Here is a 14097-nt window from a genome sequence, read left to right as displayed (position 1 = left end):
GCCGTTCCGACAGAACGGCCCCAGTTTCGTCGGTCGAGCCGTCCTGCCCGACCGGGCGATGCTGAAACGCTCCAATCGAATGGTTGGGGCGGAAGGATTCGAACCTTCGAATAAGGGTTCCAAAGACCCTCGCCTTACCGCTTGGCCACGCCCCAACACCCCGGGGCAAACACTTATCGTAGCCGAGTTTACGGGAGTTGGGCAACCCAACAATCCGCCTGACGGCGGATGCTACAGGTGGCGTCCGGCATCTTGGGCGCCAGGCCTTGGCAAAGGCGGCTAGCCCGAACTACTGCCTACAGGCCGGCGGCAACCCGCCTGGCGTACTCGCGGCGCGCCATCGTGCGGGTATGGAGCGACAGCCAGCCAGGCCGGGCCAGATCGTTGGCGGTGCGGCGGGCCGCGTCAGCCCGCTCGAACAGCCCAAATACCGCGGATCCGGACCCCGACATGGCGGCAAAGTTGGCCCCGGCGTCGAGCAACGACTGGCGAATCCGCGCAATCGCGGGATGGTGGCGCACGACCGGTACCTCGAGGTCGTTGCGCAGGGTCGCCGCCCAGGCCGGCCAACCGGCCGGGTACGGGCGCGGCGCCGGCTCGCGGCTGGAGCGGCGGGACTCATCGTCGAACCACTGGTAGGCGTCGGCCGTCGCCACGCCGAACCCCGGCCGCAGGATCACGACGTGCACCGTCGGCAGGTCGGCCAGCGGATAGATGTCGTCGCCGCGGCCGAGGCCGAGCGACGTGCCGCCGCCCAGGAAATACGGCACGTCGGCGCCCAGTCGCGCGCCGATGCGCGTCAGCGTGGCGACGTCCAGGTCCATCTTCCAGAGCTTGTTCAGCGCGAGCAGCGTCATCGCCGCATCGGCGCTGCCGCCGCCCAGCCCCGCCTGCATGGGAATGCGCTTGCGCAGGTCGATCGAGATGTTGCGAGCGGCCGTGGCCTTGCCGGTCGCGACGCGGTGCAGGAGCGACGCCGCCTTCCACACCAGATTGCGACGGTCGGTCGGGATGTCGGGCTGGTCGCACACGATCTCGAGCGGCCCGCGCCGCCGCGTCACCGTCACCGTGTCGAACAGCGCAAGGCTTTGAAAGATGGTGCGCAGGTCGTGATACCCGTCGGGCCGCGTGCCGAGGATCCGCAGGTCGAGGTTGATTTTCGCGAAGGCGGGGAGACTGACGGACTGGACCATATCAGGACTTGGGCACGAGAGGAGCGACCGACCGCAGCTCGTCGAGCGTCATCGGATCGGCGTCCGATGGTATCTCGAGCGCGAACGCGCGCGGGTCGATCGTGGTGTTCACTTCGAGTTCGCCGACGCGGGCGGTCACGTCGGTCGTGGCGTCGCCTTCGCCAAGGCCTGGGCGCCCAGGGGCGCGGCGCACCCGCACGAGGCGCGGGTAGCCGCCCAGGTGTTCCGAATAATCCAGCCGCCACGGGCCGTAGTCGGCCGCGACCACCACCGGCTGTCCCTGCCGGAGGCGAAGATAGGCGACGCGATCGGGCCCGAGCGTGACGGCCTGCCAGCCGCCGGGCCACTGCTTCCCTTCCGCGGGCGCGGCATTGTCGGCCAGACAGCCGGACACCATCAGCCGCAGGTCGTCCGCGCCGAGGGCGAGGCCCGTCAACCGTTCGAGCACGGCGGCCACCGCGGTCTCCCTGAGCACGCGACGCTCGCGCGGCAGCAGCAGCGTGGCGCGTTCCGCGCGGCCGGCGAGGATGAACACGGGAGGGCCGAAGGGCGCGACCCCCTCAAGGCGGATCGAGCCGCCGGCCTCGAGGCCGGCGATCACGCGGCCGCGAATGCGCTCGCCGCCGGCCTTGCCTGACAGTGACAGCTCACCGGTCAACGAGCGGAAGCCGCGGCACGACGCGGTCGCCCTGGTGAACGCCTCGATCGCGGTCGGATCCGGGCCGGGCGTGCCGGTGGGACGCGGCGGCGTCCGCGCGGCGCACGCCGACAGCGCCAGCACGATCGCCAGGGTGGCGAGGCGCCTCATTACTTGACGCGGGCGCGCGCGGCCTTGATCTTCTTCTCGATGGCGGCGCGATCGATCTGATCGCCGTCGCCGGCGAGGGCCCGTTCCCAGGCGGCAATCGCGTCGGCGTGGCGGCCGCGGCGCGCCAGCACGTCGCCGTGGTGATCCTGGATGATGGAGTTGGCGGTCAGCACGGCGGCGGCCTTCGCCAGCGGCGCGTCGGCTTCGTCGGCCTTGCCCTGCTTGAACAACGCCCAGCCCAGGGTGTCGAGATAGGAGGGGTTGTCGGGCTCGATCTTCACGGCGCGCTGCGCCAGGTCCACGGCCTCGGCCAGCCGCAGGCCGCGATCGGCCAGCATGTAGCCAAGCGAGTTGAGGGCGCTGGCGTTCAGCGGGTCCTCGGCCATCAGCCGCCGCAGTTCCTTCTCCGCTTCCGCGTACTTGCCGCCGCCCTCGTAGGCGTTGGCCAGGCGCATGGTCAGCACATCGTCGTCACCGAACGTCTTGCGGGCCTGCTCCAGCATGCGCACTGCATCGTCGGTGCGCTTCTGTTCAGCGTAGAGGTCGGCGAGCCCGACCACGAATTCGCGGCTGGTGGGATGCTTGGCGGCGCCGTCTTCCATGAGCTGCAGGGCCTCGGCCGGCTTGCCGCCCTTCGCCAGCGCCTGCGCGCGCAACCGGGTCATGCGGGGCTGGTCGGGATTCTTCGCGAGGTTCTCGCGGGCCAGGGCTTCCGCGCGATCGAAGCGCCGCGCCGCCAGGTGCGCCTGCACGAGGTAGGCGTCGATTTCGGTGTCCCTGGGCGTCAGCGCCCTGGCCGCCGTAAACGCCGCAACCGAGGCGTCCCACTGCGCCAGCTGCTGCTGCGCGATGCCCAACTGCACGAGCACGGCGGCGCCTTCGACTTCGCGGCCCTTGGCCCGCGACGCGGGATCCTTCGCAAACGGCGCCACCGCCTCCACCACCTGCTTGAAGTCGTAACGATCGAACAGGATCTGCACGAGCGCGTACAGGCCGGTGACGTTGGCCGGGTCGGCGGTGAGGATCTTCCGGGCCGCGGCCTCCGCGGCCTTCAGGTCGCCGTCGGCGCGCTCCATGCTCGACAGCAAGGACAGCGCGCGCGGGTCGCTCGGATTGGTCTTGAGCAGGTCGGCGAGCACGGCCCGCGCCCGAGTGGCGCCGTCTTCGACATTCAGCAACGCGGCGACCAGGCGCAACTGCACGTCGCGGCTCGGCTGGCGCATTTCCTTGAGCGCTTCGTCGTAGGCGGCGGCCGCGTCTTCCCACTTGTTGCTGCGCTCGTAGAACTGGCCGAGCTGGGCCCAGTAGCGCGGGTTGATCTGCGCCGCCCCCAGCAGCGCGCGTTCGGCGTCGTCGAGCTTCCCGGTGGTGGCGTAGGCTTCGTACAAGAGCACGAGCGGTTCGGCCGCCCACGGCGCCTGCGCCGAGACGCGTTCGAGAATCGGGATGGCGTCGCCGGTGCGGCCGGCCCGCAGCTGCAGGCGGCCCAGCGTCATCTGCAGGTTGGGATCCACCGCCATCACCGGCGATTTCTGGATCGCCGCGAGATGTTCGATGGCCTTGAGCCGCGCCCCGGCTTGCGTCTCTCCGGCCGGCGGCCGGACGCCGGCCTCGGCCCACGACGAGTAGATTTGAGCCAGCACGTGGTGCGCCTCGACGTTGTCGGCGTCGAGCTTGAGCGCCCGCTCCGCCTGCAGGATCGCGGACTGCGCCTGGTCCTGGCGGGCGTGCGCGCCGGCCATTTCGGCGGCGATCCCGGCGGAGTCGGGGTCGAGCGCCTGCGCGCGCTGCAGCGCGGCCATCGACCCGGCGGTGTCGCCGGAGGCCTCGAGCCGCCGCGCCATCATGAACTCGAAAAACGCCTGCGCCTTGGAGCTGTCGGGGGCGGCAGCCGTTTGCCCGCCTTCGCTGCCGAAGGCAGCTTCGGCGAGGTCGCGCCGAAGCTCGCTCGGAGCCATGCGAGCGGAGGCGGACGCCAGCGCGGGCGCGGAGACGACCAGCGCGACCAGGACGAGGCGAGTCAAGAGCATGCCGCGATCTTACCCTCGGGAGGAACCGTCGTGAAGAACCTTCGCGGGGAAGCGGTGCTAGTATTTGCGTATGCCCGTCGATGCTGAACTGCTGGAAATCCTCGCCTGCCCGGCCTGCAAGACGCCGGTGGTGCTGGTCAAGGACGGGACCGCGCTCAAGTGCGGCTCCTGCCACCGGGTGTATCCCATCAAGGACGACATCCCGGTGATGCTGATCGACGAGGCGACGGTCGAGCCCTGAAGATCCTCCTGATCCGGCTGCGCCTGATCGGCGACGTGGTGTTCACCACGCCGGCGATCGGCGCCCTGCGGCGCCGGTTTCCCACAGCTCGAATCACCTATCTCGTTGAAGGGCCGGCCGAGCCCGTGGTGCGTCATCATCCGGATCTCGACGACGTGACCGTGCTGGAACGGCCGCGCGGCCTGGCGCGCATCCGCTACGACCTGCAGCTCGCCCGGCGCCTGCGCGCCGAACGCTTCGACCTGGTCGTTGACTTCCATGGCGGCCCGCGCAGCGGATTCCTCACCTGGGCCAGCGGCGCGCGGCAGCGCGTCGGCTACGCGCTGCCCGGACGGCGCCTGGCCTACACCACGCGCGTGCCGTGGACCCGCTCGCTCGTGCCGCCGCGGCATTCCGTGTTGAATCAATGGGACCTGATCGCGCCGCTCGGGATCGAGTCGCCCACGGGCGCGGCCAATCCGGTGGTGATGCCGGTGGACGCCGGCGCCGCGGCGCGCGTGGCCGCCCGCCTCACCGCGGCCGGCGTTGGCGAGTCCGCCCCGGTCATCGTGCTGCACGTGAGCGCCGGCAACCCCTTCCGGCGCTGGCCGACCGCGTCATTCGCCGCGGTGGCCGCGGCGCTCGCCGCCGAGGATCACGCGCGCCGCATCATCATCACCTCCGGACCGTCGGAAGCCGACGCCGCGCAGGCGGTGGCCGATCAGGCGCGCGCGCTGGCCGGTGCGGCGGCGGCGGGCATCGTCCGCACCGGCGAGTTCGACCTCTCGGAGCTGCGCGCCCTCGTCGGCCGCGCCGCCCTCTACATCGGCGGCGACAGCGGCCCGCTCCACATCGCCGCCACCACGACCGCGCCGGTCGTGGCGCTGTTCGGGCCAACGCTGCCGGAGCGGTCGATGCCATGGCGCGACGCCGCCATCGGCGGCATCGCGGTTGACGCGGGGCCGCTGCCCTGCCGGCCGTGCCATCAGCGCCACTGCGTGCCCGGCGACTTTCGCTGCCTGACCGGGATTTCGCCTACCATGGTGGTCGCCGCGGCGCGGACGCTGCTGACGAGACCATGATCACCTTTTCCCTGACGGCCGGCATGCCGCCACGCGATCGCCTGGAGCAGATCGGGCTGATCGCCCTGGTCGGCATCGTCGCGGCCATGCAGCTGTCGATTGCCGCGGCGCAGATCCTGCTGGCCGTGGCGGCCGTGACCTGGATGGCGTCGCACGTGTCGCGCGGCGAGCGGCTGCAGGCGCCGCCGTTCTTCTGGCCGCTGGTGACCTATGCCGCCCTGACCCTGGCGTCGGCGGGCTTCTCGCTCGATCCGGAAGTCAGCTTCACCGACTGCAAGCAGCTGGTGCTGTTCATGCTGGTGCCGATCACCTACGACCTGGCCCGCGGCGCCCGCGCCAATTCGGTGCTGAGCATCATTCTCACCATCGGCGCCGCCAGCGCGCTGGTGGGCATCGTGCAGTACGGCGTCTTGAACTTCGACGGCCTCGGACGCCGGCCGCAGGGCACGCTGTCGCACTGGATGACCTACTCCGGCACCCTGATGCTGGTGATCTGCGCCGCCACCGCCCGGCTGCTCTACGGCAACTCGGGCCGCCTGTGGGCGGCGTTCGTGATGCCGGCCCTGCTCGTGGCGCTGAGCCTCACGCTCACCCGCGGCGCCTGGGTCGGCGTCGCCGTCGGCGTCGCGGTGCTGTTCCTGAGCAAGGACTTCCGCCTGCTGGCGGTGATTCCGATCGTGGTGGTCACCGGCATCCTGCTGGCGCCGCAAGCCCTGACCGATCGCGTCTATTCCATCTTCGATCGCAACGACCTCACCAGCCGCGACCGCGTCGCCATGCTGCAGGCCGGCGTGGCGATCGTCAGGGACTATCCGCTGATGGGGGTGGGGCCGGATCAGATCGAGCGCGTGTATCCGTACTACCGTGTGCCCGACGCCGTGAAGCCGACCAACCCGCACTTGCACAACGTGCCGATGCAGATTGCCGCCGAACGCGGCCTGCCGGCACTCGGCGCCTGGATCTGGTTTCTCGGGTCGGCGTCGATCGGCCTCTTCAACCTCCTGCGGCGCTCGCGGCACAAGGGCCTCGCCGCCGCCGGCCTCGGCGCCATGGCGGCGATGCTCGCCGCCGGCCTGACCGAGTACAACTTCGGCGACTCTGAATTCCTCATGCTGCTGCTCGTGATGATCACCCTGCCGTTTGCCGCCAACCGTGATGGAGGCCTGCCGACATGAGCGCGTCGCAGCTGCCGGAGATTGCCTCGTCGCGCGCGCACGAGTTGATCGACCGCTTCAACTCCCGTCGCATCACCGTGGTCGGCGACGTCATGCTCGACCACTTCGTGATCGGGCGGGTCAGCCGCATCTCCCCCGAAGCGCCGGTCCCGGTGGTGGTCTTCGACCATGAGGAGTGGCGCCTCGGCGGCGCCGCCAACGTCGCGCACAACCTGCGGGCGCTGGGCGCGGCCGTGGACCTGATTGGCGTGGTCGGCCAGGACGAGGCCGGCACGCAACTGCGATACGAACTGGCCGCGAAGGGCATCCACGCGACCGGACTGATTACCGACGTCGACCGCAAGACCACCACCAAGATGCGCGTGGTGACCACACGGAACCAGCAGGTGGCGCGCGTGGACTACGAATCCGATCACGAGATCGGCACGGCGATCGAAGAGGCGGTGGCGGCGCAGGTGGACCTGCGCGCCAGGAGCGCGCAGGTCATCCTGGTCTCCGATTACCAGAAGGGCGTGGTCACGCGCCGGTCGATGGCGCACGTCTCCGCCTATGGGCAGTCGGCCGGCATTCCCGTGATTGTCGATCCCAAGGTGCCGCACATCGACTACTACGCCGGCGCCACGCTGGTGACCCCGAACCACATCGAGGCCGAGAGCGCCACCAACATGCGCATCGTGTCGCACGACGATGCCCGCACCGCGGCGGAGTCGTTGCGGAAGCGCCTGGGCGTGGAGAACGTGCTGATCACGCGTGGCGAGCATGGCATGTGGCTCACCCACGCCGGCGTCGACGGCTTCCTGCCCACCTTCGCGCGCGAGGTGGCCGACGTCACCGGCGCGGGCGACACCGTGATCGCGACGCTGGCGCTGGCCATCGCCGCCGGCGCCACCATGGTCGAGGCCGCCCGGCTCGCCAACGAAGCCGCCAGCCTCGTGGTCGGCAGGTTCGGCGCCGCGGTGGTCGATCCAGACGAGCTCAAGGGCCGTTTCCCGATCTAGTACGGCCACCGAGACACCGCGCTGCGGCCCCGTCAGTCTTGCGGAGCTGTGGTCGCCGGATAGCCCATGCGGATCACGCCCGTGCGGGCGTCACCCACCGCGCCCCTGGTCAGCCAGTCGAGCGACGTCTGGAACATCAGCAGCCGGTTCTTCTCCCACATCGCGTTGTGCGACGAACAACCCAGGTCGATCAGCACCTTCTGGCTCGAGCCGAGGTCGTCGTAGAGCGGCCGGACGCGCTCGGGCGTCACCTGCTTGTCGTGGACGCCGGCGATGATCAGCGCCGGAATCTTCGTCGCCGCCGCCATCGCCGTGTTCCAGCCCCACGTGGTCGTCGCCGGAGCGCGGCGAACACCCGCCCACCAGGTCGCGCCCACCGGATCCGACGCAATCATGTCGGCCCATACGGCATCGCGCACCGATGGCTCGAACTGATCGGTGCATCCGACCTGGCGATCCCAGTTGGCCACGAACTCGGCGCGCGACTGCGTGTTGAACGCGACACCGGCTCTCGGCAACGGCGGTGCCGCGGCATCGGCAGTGCGGTTATACGCCGGCGCCAGCAGCACCATCGACCGCACCTTCTCCGGATGTTGCGCCGCATAGCCGCCGGCGCGCGGGCCGCCGAGCGACCACGCCACGAGGCTGACCTTCTCCACCTTGCGCAGCGCGCGGATGTAGTCGACGACGCCGTCGATGTCGTTCCAGTCCGAGCCGATGTTGGTGAGCTGGTGCGGATACGCCGGCGCGCACGGCGCCGTCATCAGCGCCGGCACCAACAACTTCTGTTGCTCGGGCGACAGGTTGCACGGATCGTTCATCGCCGCCGGACGCGTCGAGCGGCCGTAGCCGGTGGTGTCCATGGCGAACACGTCGAAGCCGGCGGCGGCGAGATACGCCATCCAGCTGTAACCGGGCGCCGACGGATCGAAGGCGACCTCGGCCGGGGTGCCGGCGCCGTGGACGAACAGCACCACGCGATCGGCGGCCGGTGCCACGGCGCTGGCCGGCATGCGCTCGCGCACGTAGATGTTGGCAATCTGCCCGGCAATGGACGGCACGGTTGAGGTCACGCGCACGTAGTGATCGGCGGACTTGACGGTACCGGCCGGCCGTTGCTGGGCAACACCCGTCAGCACGGCGGTCGATGCGATCAGGACGACGAGGGCGGGCAGCTTCATCGGATACCTCGGGGCGGATTCTCTCACAGCCCCCTAGACTAGTCGTCCTCGAACGAGAACGCGATTGTGACCCGGGCGCCCTCTTCCTTGCCGCCGCGGATCCGCTTGGGCACCGGCAGGAAGCCCTCGCCCGTCTTGGCTCGCCAGACGCTGGTGTCCCACTCGATCCCGTCGATCGAGGCGTGGACCGGCGTGCGCGCCCAGGCGCGGGTGATGGGCGGCGTCAACTTCCTGGGAACGCTGACATACGTCCATCCGCCCTTGCCGGGAATGCGGCGCAGCGTCGTCTTGAAGCGCCGGGTCGTTGCCGTCACCGCGATTCAGTCGACGATGAACAACTTGGCGCCGGCGTCCGTGCTGGATCGGTGTGGCTCCGCGCTATCCGCCACCTGGTAGCTCATGCCGGGGGTAAGCGTGAAGCGGCGGCCGTCTTCGAGCTCGGTGTGCAGCTCGCCCTCGAGGCACAGCAGGATGTGACCTTTCACGCACCAATGATTGGCGACGTAGCCGGGCGGGTACTCCACCATCCGGACGCGGATGCCGGCAAACTGCTGCGTTCGCCAGGTCGCCACGCCCTGGTCGCCCAGGTGTTCCGTCGGCTCGATCCGCGACCAATCCGTCGTCCCGAACGGGATATCAATCATCCGCATATGTGCTCCAGTCACCGATCCAAGAGCCTGGCCGTGGACGAGTCTGGGACGGCCAGCTGCCGCGTCCGACCGTAACGTGTTCCGGAACGATGGCATGAAGGCCACGGGCCGTCAACGCCACGGGGTTCTGGTATTCTTGGGCCCGAAGGCCATGGCTCCTGACCCCATCAAACCTGCCGGCCCTGCCAACGAACCTGACCGCGCCGAAGAGCAGCGGGCGCTGGCCGAGGAACTGACCGCCGTGGCCAGGCACCAGCGTGACGTGGCGGAGGAACAGCGCGCCGTGGCGGAGGGCCAGCGTGCGGTGGCCGAGGGGCAGCGTGCGGTGGCCGAGGGACAGCGCGACGAGGCGGAGGGGACGCGGAACACGGCCGAACAGAACCGGCGGAACGCGGAGCACGCCCGTCAGGCGGCCGAAGACTCGCGCAACCTGGGTCCCCACCCAAAGGGCTTGCCCGCGAAGGATTCAAAGGACACCGCCTGAGCTCACGCCTCTCGTGAGCCATCCCCCCTGAGTCCGGCCAGGACGAAGACACACACCAGTACCATCGCGACCGCAAGGGAGAGCAACAGCGCTTGTACGACGCCCTCTTGCGACGTCGTGCCGGTCCGTCCCTGCCCCGCGATCGGCATCATCGCTCCGGCCCCCCACGCGGCGGCGAGCAAGGTCGCCGTCCAGTTCGCGAACGTCCCGTAGCACGCGAGCCAGAACGTGGCCGACAGGAGCCGGTCAGACAGAACAAGCCGCGGCCAGATAAGGCCGAGCGCGATCAGGAACAGCCCGTTCATGAGCCCTTCAAGATGGCTCGCCAGGCCCATTCGCGGATTGGCTAGAGCCGGCACCGCAAAGCCGACGAGCAGGCCGAGCAGGAAGAGCGCGATGCCGAGCTGCAGCAGCCGGTGACCGCCGCGATGTCGCGATGACGCTGTCATGCCATTACCTAATCCTTCTGCCCCACCTCGACGAACGCGGCCAGCTTGTAGTGATTCAGCGCGCCCGCTTCAGAGCGGCGCTATGGCCGCTGCAACGGCCGCAATTGCTTCCAACGATCAATGAAGCGGACCGCCGCATCGACGAACGCATCGGTCGCGCGTTTGCCTTGTTCCGCCGTGGCCTCGCGGGGGTCGCGTTCACTCCACGCACCGGTTGTTGACATTTCAGCGGTCGACGTTCCCTTCCCTGTGGCTTTCGGCTTGAGTGCTTCGGCCAGGAACACCAGCGTCGCGGCGCGATCTCCGGTCGCGACCAGTGGTGGCAACGACGCCAGCGCCGGCGGCACGCTCAACGTGGCCCGCTCTGCCTTGTCCATCTGCACGAGAGTCGGAAACAGATACAGCGCACCCGAGGTTTCCCCCACGCCGCCATGGCGGTCGAACGGCACAGGCTGATTCGCCGTCGATTGGCGGCCAACCGGCTGGTCACGCATCGCGGTGACGCCATCGGCCAGGTTCACGGCAACCGCGCGCGTTTCCTGATTGATTCGATCCGCCACGTAACTCGCGATGTACTGGTTGCCGGCGTGGCTGGCAAACAAGAGGATGCGCCGGAATCCCTGATTGATCAGGCTCTGCGCCGCCTCGAAGTACACCTGCTGGAGGGTCCCCGCTGACAGGGCAATGCTCCCTGGGAATTCCAGGTGGTAAGGCGACTGGCCGGCAAACACAACTGGCGCCACCAGGACGTCCGTCCGCTGCGCGATCAGCTTCGATTGCTCGATCCCGGAGTAGTAATCCGTTCCGATGGGTCCGTGGAGGCCGTGCTGCTCCAGGGCGGGCATGGGAATCAGCACCATATCGGTGCGACTCAAGAGGTCTCGCACTTCCGGCGAGGTCATGTGGGGCAAGAAGTTCTTGACCTTCTGCTCGGACCACAGAGGGTTGGTCTGCGCGCCGGCCTGGGCCGGAATGCACGCAGTCACGACGACTACGAGAGCGAGCCAATGACGCATGGATTCTCCTATCGAAGTGGAGCTGGTCGTGTCCGTCCGACAAGGGAGTCTAAACCATCCGGCCAGAGGTGAGAATGCCACCGCAGGGCCGGCCACCACGGACCCAAGCAGACCGATCCCTACGGCAGTGACGAGCGGGTCAAGCATGAGTGACCCGTACGCTCACAACGACCTGTTCTCCGGGAATTCTGGACTCGCACAAAACACCGCAACCTTGTACCAATCCTCGGCGGGGCTCCTGGGGTCGCCGGCGGCCCCGCCGTCCCACGTACCCCGAACCAGACACGCCACTCCCGCCTTGCGAAACGCGAACGACGTCCCGTCCGTGCCGTCAGCGCTGTACGCCGCCATCTCCTGCCACCCTCGAGTCTGAAAGTCCTGGCGCAGGCGCACCGCCGCGTCGCCACTCGCCCTTGCCCGAGCGAAAGAACCAGACATCGCTAATCCGCAGCCGAAGACCGGCTCGCGAATCGTCTCGTCGCGGAAGGTTCCTGTGCGTCGCTGGACCGAGACGCCGGGTGTCTTCGAAGCAATGGCGTATGCCGCATCGCAGGCGGCGCGAACCTCACCCGACACCGCCCTCGGCGCCGGCGGCTGCTTCTGCGGTGCCTCACCATCCAAGCCGCTTGGAACAACGAGGAGGGCGAACAGCGAGGCCGTCAAGAAATCACGACAGCTCGGCATGACTTTCCAAAATCTACTGTTCCACTCCGCACCGCTGACGCTCACACCGCCAGCGGCGGCCCGAGCAGTTCCATGCCGTGCGCCCGCCAGAACGCGGGATCCTGCGGCGGCATGTTGTTGGTCTTGGCCACGGCCTGGAAGAACGCTTCCATCCGGCCCGGCGGCGTAAACGTGATCAGCAGCCGGCCCATGCCGCTGCCGGTGTACGCCCACACGTGCGGGACCTGCCGCGGCGCCAGCAACGAGTCACCAGGCGCGAGCGTGAAACGATCGCGTCCCACCTCCACCTGATACTCACCCTCGATCACATAGAACAGCTCGTCTTGCTCGAGGTGCCGGTGGCGCGCCGGTCCGCCCTTGGCGCGGTTGGTGTTCTCGATCACCAGCACGCCGCCGTGGCTGTCGGCGCCGGTCACCTTGAAGTCGATGGTGCTGATGCCCAGCCCCTTGGGGGCGCCCAGCCGGTCGGTGCCCGCCGCCACGCGCACGGCGCCGCGGTCCGCGGGCGTTTGCGCGCCCACCGCGGAGGCCAACGGCCACCCGGCGGAGAGCGCGAGGAAGCCTCGACGATCGATCACATGCACGCCACACCTCGAACGCCGTCCCGCCTCAGTGGCGGAAGTGCCGGCGTCCCGTGAAGACCATCGCGAGCCCGTGCTCGTCGGCGGCCGCGATTACTTCCGCATCTCTCACCGACCCGCCCGGCTGACGTTGCGCGCTGAGCCGCAGCGCACCCTCATACACCGGGCGCTGGGAGGTTCCCCAGCCGTCGGGTGCAGCCGCGGGTTAGGTCTCACGTCTGCGCCTTTGGTGACGGGCTGAAATGGCGATCGAGGAATTCGCGCGTCAGCCGCTCGCCCTCTTCGGTCAGCGCGACCGACTTGGCCTTGCCTACGGGATCTTCGATCCAACCCCGCTGGTGCAACACCGCCAACAGGTCCCAGTCCATGCCCTTCCAGGCTCGAGTCTGGGTGTGGAATCGATGCGCGGTCAGGCCGAGAATGGCCAGCGCTGCTTCGGCGAGTTTCTGTTCGTCAACAGTATCGGGGAGAGGCATGAGAAGCTCCCATCATTCGGCTAACCAAAGAAAATGCCAGTCGGATCGGCTTCGACCTCGCGAAGGAGATCGCGGAAGTGCGGCCGGTTCTCGAAGCCATCGTACTGATGCCACTTGGAGTTGCGATCGGACCACCGGAGCGACCAACCACCGACCTTCGGACTGTACACGAACTTCGCGATGGTCAGCTCTGTGTTCCGCGACGAGTCACGGAAATGTGGTCGGCGCTCGAGGAGCAGCACGGTGGTGCGCTCGACGCGGTAGCCGTAGGACAGCTCATGTCGGATCGCGACCGGCACCTTCTCGCAGAACGCGTCGAGAAGCCGGTTCACTCTCGCTTGTTCAAGTTTAGGAATCGGCATTCGTGCTCGGTGTTCATTGCGCGGTCTAACGTACTCGGCCTGAGCCGCGGCGGCCCAGACGCGGCTGAGAATGTAACACCACCAACCGCCGTCGGCTCCAGGCCGGTGTTAGCCTGCGTCGCAAGATGCTATGGAGCATCTTGATTGCGCCGAAGATCAGCGAAGTCACGGGCACCGTGCACAAACGCCCTCACTTCCACGCGATCGGGCGCAACGTGGTACATCAGGCGATAGCGGAATACGAACACTTCCCTAATGGCCGGGTCCTTCAATTCAGGGACCACGCGGCCGCGCTCGGCCAATGTCGAGAGATGCTTGGCTGCTTCGAGCGCGCTCTCAAGCACTCGAAGAGCGTTCTCGCGCGAATCGCCCGCGATGTACGCGACTACTTCGTCGAGCGCAAGTTGCGCCGACTCGGCCCAGATTACCCGACGTTCCCGAGGAGCCACTTGCGACGCATCTCGGCTTCAACTTGTTCGTGCGGCACCGCACGGCCATCCGCGATATCGGCTTCGCCACGAGCCAGGGCCTGGAGCACGTAGAGGTGATATTGAACGTCGTCCAGGCTGCAGTTCTCCGGTAAGCGATCGAGCAGCGCGCGAACGGCGTCTTTGGTAGTCATTGGGTCGGACCTAAAGGTAACCCCAGTCTACGCCTGTAGATCCCGGAGATCAAAAGTCGAATTGTCGAGGTCTTCGCTCAGTCAGG

Annotated in this window: 19 protein-coding genes and 1 tRNA gene; 5 read left to right on the top strand and 15 right to left on the bottom strand. The window is 68.3% G+C overall.

All coding sequences use genetic code 11. From position 1 onward, the window contains the following. Positions 1-80: 80 nt before the first annotated feature. From WC815_05025 to WC815_05010, 4 genes are all read right to left on the bottom strand, one after another. A tRNA-Gln gene (locus tag WC815_05025) sits at positions 81-155 on the bottom strand. A 141-nt stretch (positions 156-296) separates the two neighbouring features. Then, entirely contained in the window at positions 297-1193 is an 897-nt protein-coding gene (ispE, locus tag WC815_05020; protein ID MFA5908121.1) for a 4-(cytidine 5'-diphospho)-2-C-methyl-D-erythritol kinase, read from the bottom strand. A gap of 1 nt (position 1194) precedes the next feature. Continuing rightward, positions 1195-2001: a hypothetical protein gene (locus WC815_05015; protein MFA5908120.1), complete on the bottom strand. Its 807-nt coding sequence runs from the start codon at positions 1999-2001 to the stop codon at positions 1195-1197. After that, positions 2001-4031 (bottom strand): tetratricopeptide repeat protein, encoded by a 2031-nt coding sequence (locus tag WC815_05010; GenBank protein ID MFA5908119.1) that lies wholly within the window; start codon positions 4029-4031, stop codon positions 2001-2003. The genes WC815_05015 and WC815_05010 overlap by 1 nt, the downstream gene beginning before the upstream one ends. Positions 4032-4101: 70 nt before the next feature. On the opposite strand from WC815_05010, the gene WC815_05005 reads away from it, so the two are divergent. The 4 genes from WC815_05005 to rfaE1 are packed head-to-tail and all read left to right on the top strand — an operon-like array spanning position 4102 to position 7506. After that, positions 4102-4272, top strand: a complete 171-nt coding sequence (locus WC815_05005) for a Trm112 family protein (GenBank protein MFA5908118.1) — start codon at positions 4102-4104, stop codon at positions 4270-4272. Positions 4273-4307: 35 nt separating this feature from the next. Continuing rightward, a complete protein-coding gene (locus WC815_05000) occupies positions 4308-5333 on the top strand; it encodes a glycosyltransferase family 9 protein (GenBank protein ID MFA5908117.1) in 1026 nt (341 codons plus the stop codon). Further along, a complete protein-coding gene (locus tag WC815_04995) occupies positions 5330-6508 on the top strand; it encodes an O-antigen ligase family protein (protein ID MFA5908116.1) in 1179 nt (392 codons plus the stop codon). Before WC815_05000 ends, WC815_04995 begins: the two co-directional genes overlap by 4 nt. Next, complete coding sequence (rfaE1, locus tag WC815_04990) at positions 6505-7506, top strand: D-glycero-beta-D-manno-heptose-7-phosphate kinase (protein MFA5908115.1); 1002 nt, start codon at positions 6505-6507, stop codon at positions 7504-7506. The genes WC815_04995 and rfaE1 overlap by 4 nt, the downstream gene beginning before the upstream one ends. Positions 7507-7538: 32 nt before the next feature. Here the strand turns inward: rfaE1 and WC815_04985 are convergent, their stop codons facing one another. The 3 genes from WC815_04985 to WC815_04975 are packed head-to-tail and all read right to left on the bottom strand — an operon-like array spanning position 7539 to position 9337. After that, positions 7539-8687 carry an alpha/beta fold hydrolase gene (locus WC815_04985; GenBank protein MFA5908114.1) on the bottom strand — a complete coding sequence of 383 codons (1149 nt, stop codon included), beginning with the start codon at positions 8685-8687 and terminating at the stop codon, positions 7539-7541. 38 nt (positions 8688-8725) lie between these two features. Next, positions 8726-9001: a DUF1905 domain-containing protein gene (locus WC815_04980; protein MFA5908113.1), complete on the bottom strand. Its 276-nt coding sequence runs from the start codon at positions 8999-9001 to the stop codon at positions 8726-8728. Between the two features lie 6 nt (positions 9002-9007). After that, entirely contained in the window at positions 9008-9337 is a 330-nt protein-coding gene (locus tag WC815_04975; GenBank protein ID MFA5908112.1) for a DHCW motif cupin fold protein, read from the bottom strand. A gap of 151 nt (positions 9338-9488) precedes the next feature. Between WC815_04975 and WC815_04970 the strand changes: the two genes are divergently transcribed. Then, positions 9489-9821 (top strand): hypothetical protein, encoded by a 333-nt coding sequence (locus tag WC815_04970; GenBank protein ID MFA5908111.1) that lies wholly within the window; start codon positions 9489-9491, stop codon positions 9819-9821. A gap of 2 nt (positions 9822-9823) precedes the next feature. Here the strand turns inward: WC815_04970 and WC815_04965 are convergent, their stop codons facing one another. From WC815_04965 to WC815_04930, 8 genes are all read right to left on the bottom strand, one after another. Beyond that, positions 9824-10270 carry a hypothetical protein gene (locus WC815_04965; GenBank protein ID MFA5908110.1) on the bottom strand — a complete coding sequence of 149 codons (447 nt, stop codon included), beginning with the start codon at positions 10268-10270 and terminating at the stop codon, positions 9824-9826. 80 nt (positions 10271-10350) lie between these two features. Continuing rightward, complete coding sequence (locus tag WC815_04960; protein ID MFA5908109.1) at positions 10351-11286, bottom strand: creatininase family protein; 936 nt, start codon at positions 11284-11286, stop codon at positions 10351-10353. 725 nt (positions 11287-12011) lie between these two features. Then, positions 12012-12548 carry a cupin domain-containing protein gene (locus WC815_04955; GenBank protein MFA5908108.1) on the bottom strand — a complete coding sequence of 179 codons (537 nt, stop codon included), beginning with the start codon at positions 12546-12548 and terminating at the stop codon, positions 12012-12014. A gap of 31 nt (positions 12549-12579) precedes the next feature. After that, a complete protein-coding gene (locus tag WC815_04950; GenBank protein MFA5908107.1) occupies positions 12580-12714 on the bottom strand; it encodes a hypothetical protein in 135 nt (44 codons plus the stop codon). A 49-nt stretch (positions 12715-12763) separates the two neighbouring features. Beyond that, a complete protein-coding gene (locus WC815_04945; GenBank protein ID MFA5908106.1) occupies positions 12764-13027 on the bottom strand; it encodes a DUF6429 family protein in 264 nt (87 codons plus the stop codon). A gap of 20 nt (positions 13028-13047) precedes the next feature. After that, the gene (locus tag WC815_04940) at positions 13048-13359 is read right to left on the bottom strand and encodes a DUF3024 domain-containing protein (protein MFA5908105.1); all 312 of its coding nucleotides are present in this window, start codon (positions 13357-13359) and stop codon (positions 13048-13050) included. A 158-nt stretch (positions 13360-13517) separates the two neighbouring features. Further along, positions 13518-13838: a type II toxin-antitoxin system RelE/ParE family toxin gene (locus WC815_04935; GenBank protein ID MFA5908104.1), complete on the bottom strand. Its 321-nt coding sequence runs from the start codon at positions 13836-13838 to the stop codon at positions 13518-13520. Next, positions 13814-14011 carry a hypothetical protein gene (locus WC815_04930; protein MFA5908103.1) on the bottom strand — a complete coding sequence of 66 codons (198 nt, stop codon included), beginning with the start codon at positions 14009-14011 and terminating at the stop codon, positions 13814-13816. The genes WC815_04935 and WC815_04930 overlap by 25 nt, the downstream gene beginning before the upstream one ends. Between the last annotated feature and the right edge of the window lie 86 nt (positions 14012-14097).

Source organism: Vicinamibacterales bacterium, from assembly GCA_041659285.1.
GTDB lineage: Bacteria > Acidobacteriota > Vicinamibacteria > Vicinamibacterales > UBA2999 > 12-FULL-67-14b.
Note: the sequence above shows the minus strand (reverse complement) of the source record. Positions and strands in the feature narration are given on the sequence as shown.

Excerpts from the sequence above, each read along its gene's own strand:
- WC815_05010 (MFA5908119.1), bottom strand. The coding sequence starts at position 4,031 with ATGCTCTTGACTCGCCTCGTCCTGGTCGCGCTGGTCGTCTCCGCGCCC.
- rfaE1 (MFA5908115.1), top strand. The coding sequence starts at position 6,505 with ATGAGCGCGTCGCAGCTGCCGGAGATTGCCTCGTCGCGCGCGCACGAG.
- WC815_05015 (MFA5908120.1), bottom strand. The coding sequence starts at position 2,001 with ATGAGGCGCCTCGCCACCCTGGCGATCGTGCTGGCGCTGTCGGCGTGC.
- WC815_04930 (MFA5908103.1), bottom strand. The coding sequence starts at position 14,011 with ATGACTACCAAAGACGCCGTTCGCGCGCTGCTCGATCGCTTACCGGAG.
- WC815_04960 (MFA5908109.1), bottom strand. The coding sequence starts at position 11,286 with ATGCGTCATTGGCTCGCTCTCGTAGTCGTCGTGACTGCGTGCATTCCG.
- WC815_04945 (MFA5908106.1), bottom strand. The coding sequence starts at position 13,027 with ATGCCTCTCCCCGATACTGTTGACGAACAGAAACTCGCCGAAGCAGCG.
- WC815_04975 (MFA5908112.1), bottom strand. The coding sequence starts at position 9,337 with ATGCGGATGATTGATATCCCGTTCGGGACGACGGATTGGTCGCGGATC.
- WC815_05005 (MFA5908118.1), top strand. The coding sequence starts at position 4,102 with ATGCCCGTCGATGCTGAACTGCTGGAAATCCTCGCCTGCCCGGCCTGC.
- WC815_04965 (MFA5908110.1), bottom strand. The coding sequence starts at position 10,270 with ATGACAGCGTCATCGCGACATCGCGGCGGTCACCGGCTGCTGCAGCTC.
- WC815_04985 (MFA5908114.1), bottom strand. The coding sequence starts at position 8,687 with ATGAAGCTGCCCGCCCTCGTCGTCCTGATCGCATCGACCGCCGTGCTG.
- WC815_04970 (MFA5908111.1), top strand. The coding sequence starts at position 9,489 with ATGGCTCCTGACCCCATCAAACCTGCCGGCCCTGCCAACGAACCTGAC.
- WC815_04995 (MFA5908116.1), top strand. The coding sequence starts at position 5,330 with ATGATCACCTTTTCCCTGACGGCCGGCATGCCGCCACGCGATCGCCTG.
- ispE (MFA5908121.1), bottom strand. The coding sequence starts at position 1,193 with ATGGTCCAGTCCGTCAGTCTCCCCGCCTTCGCGAAAATCAACCTCGAC.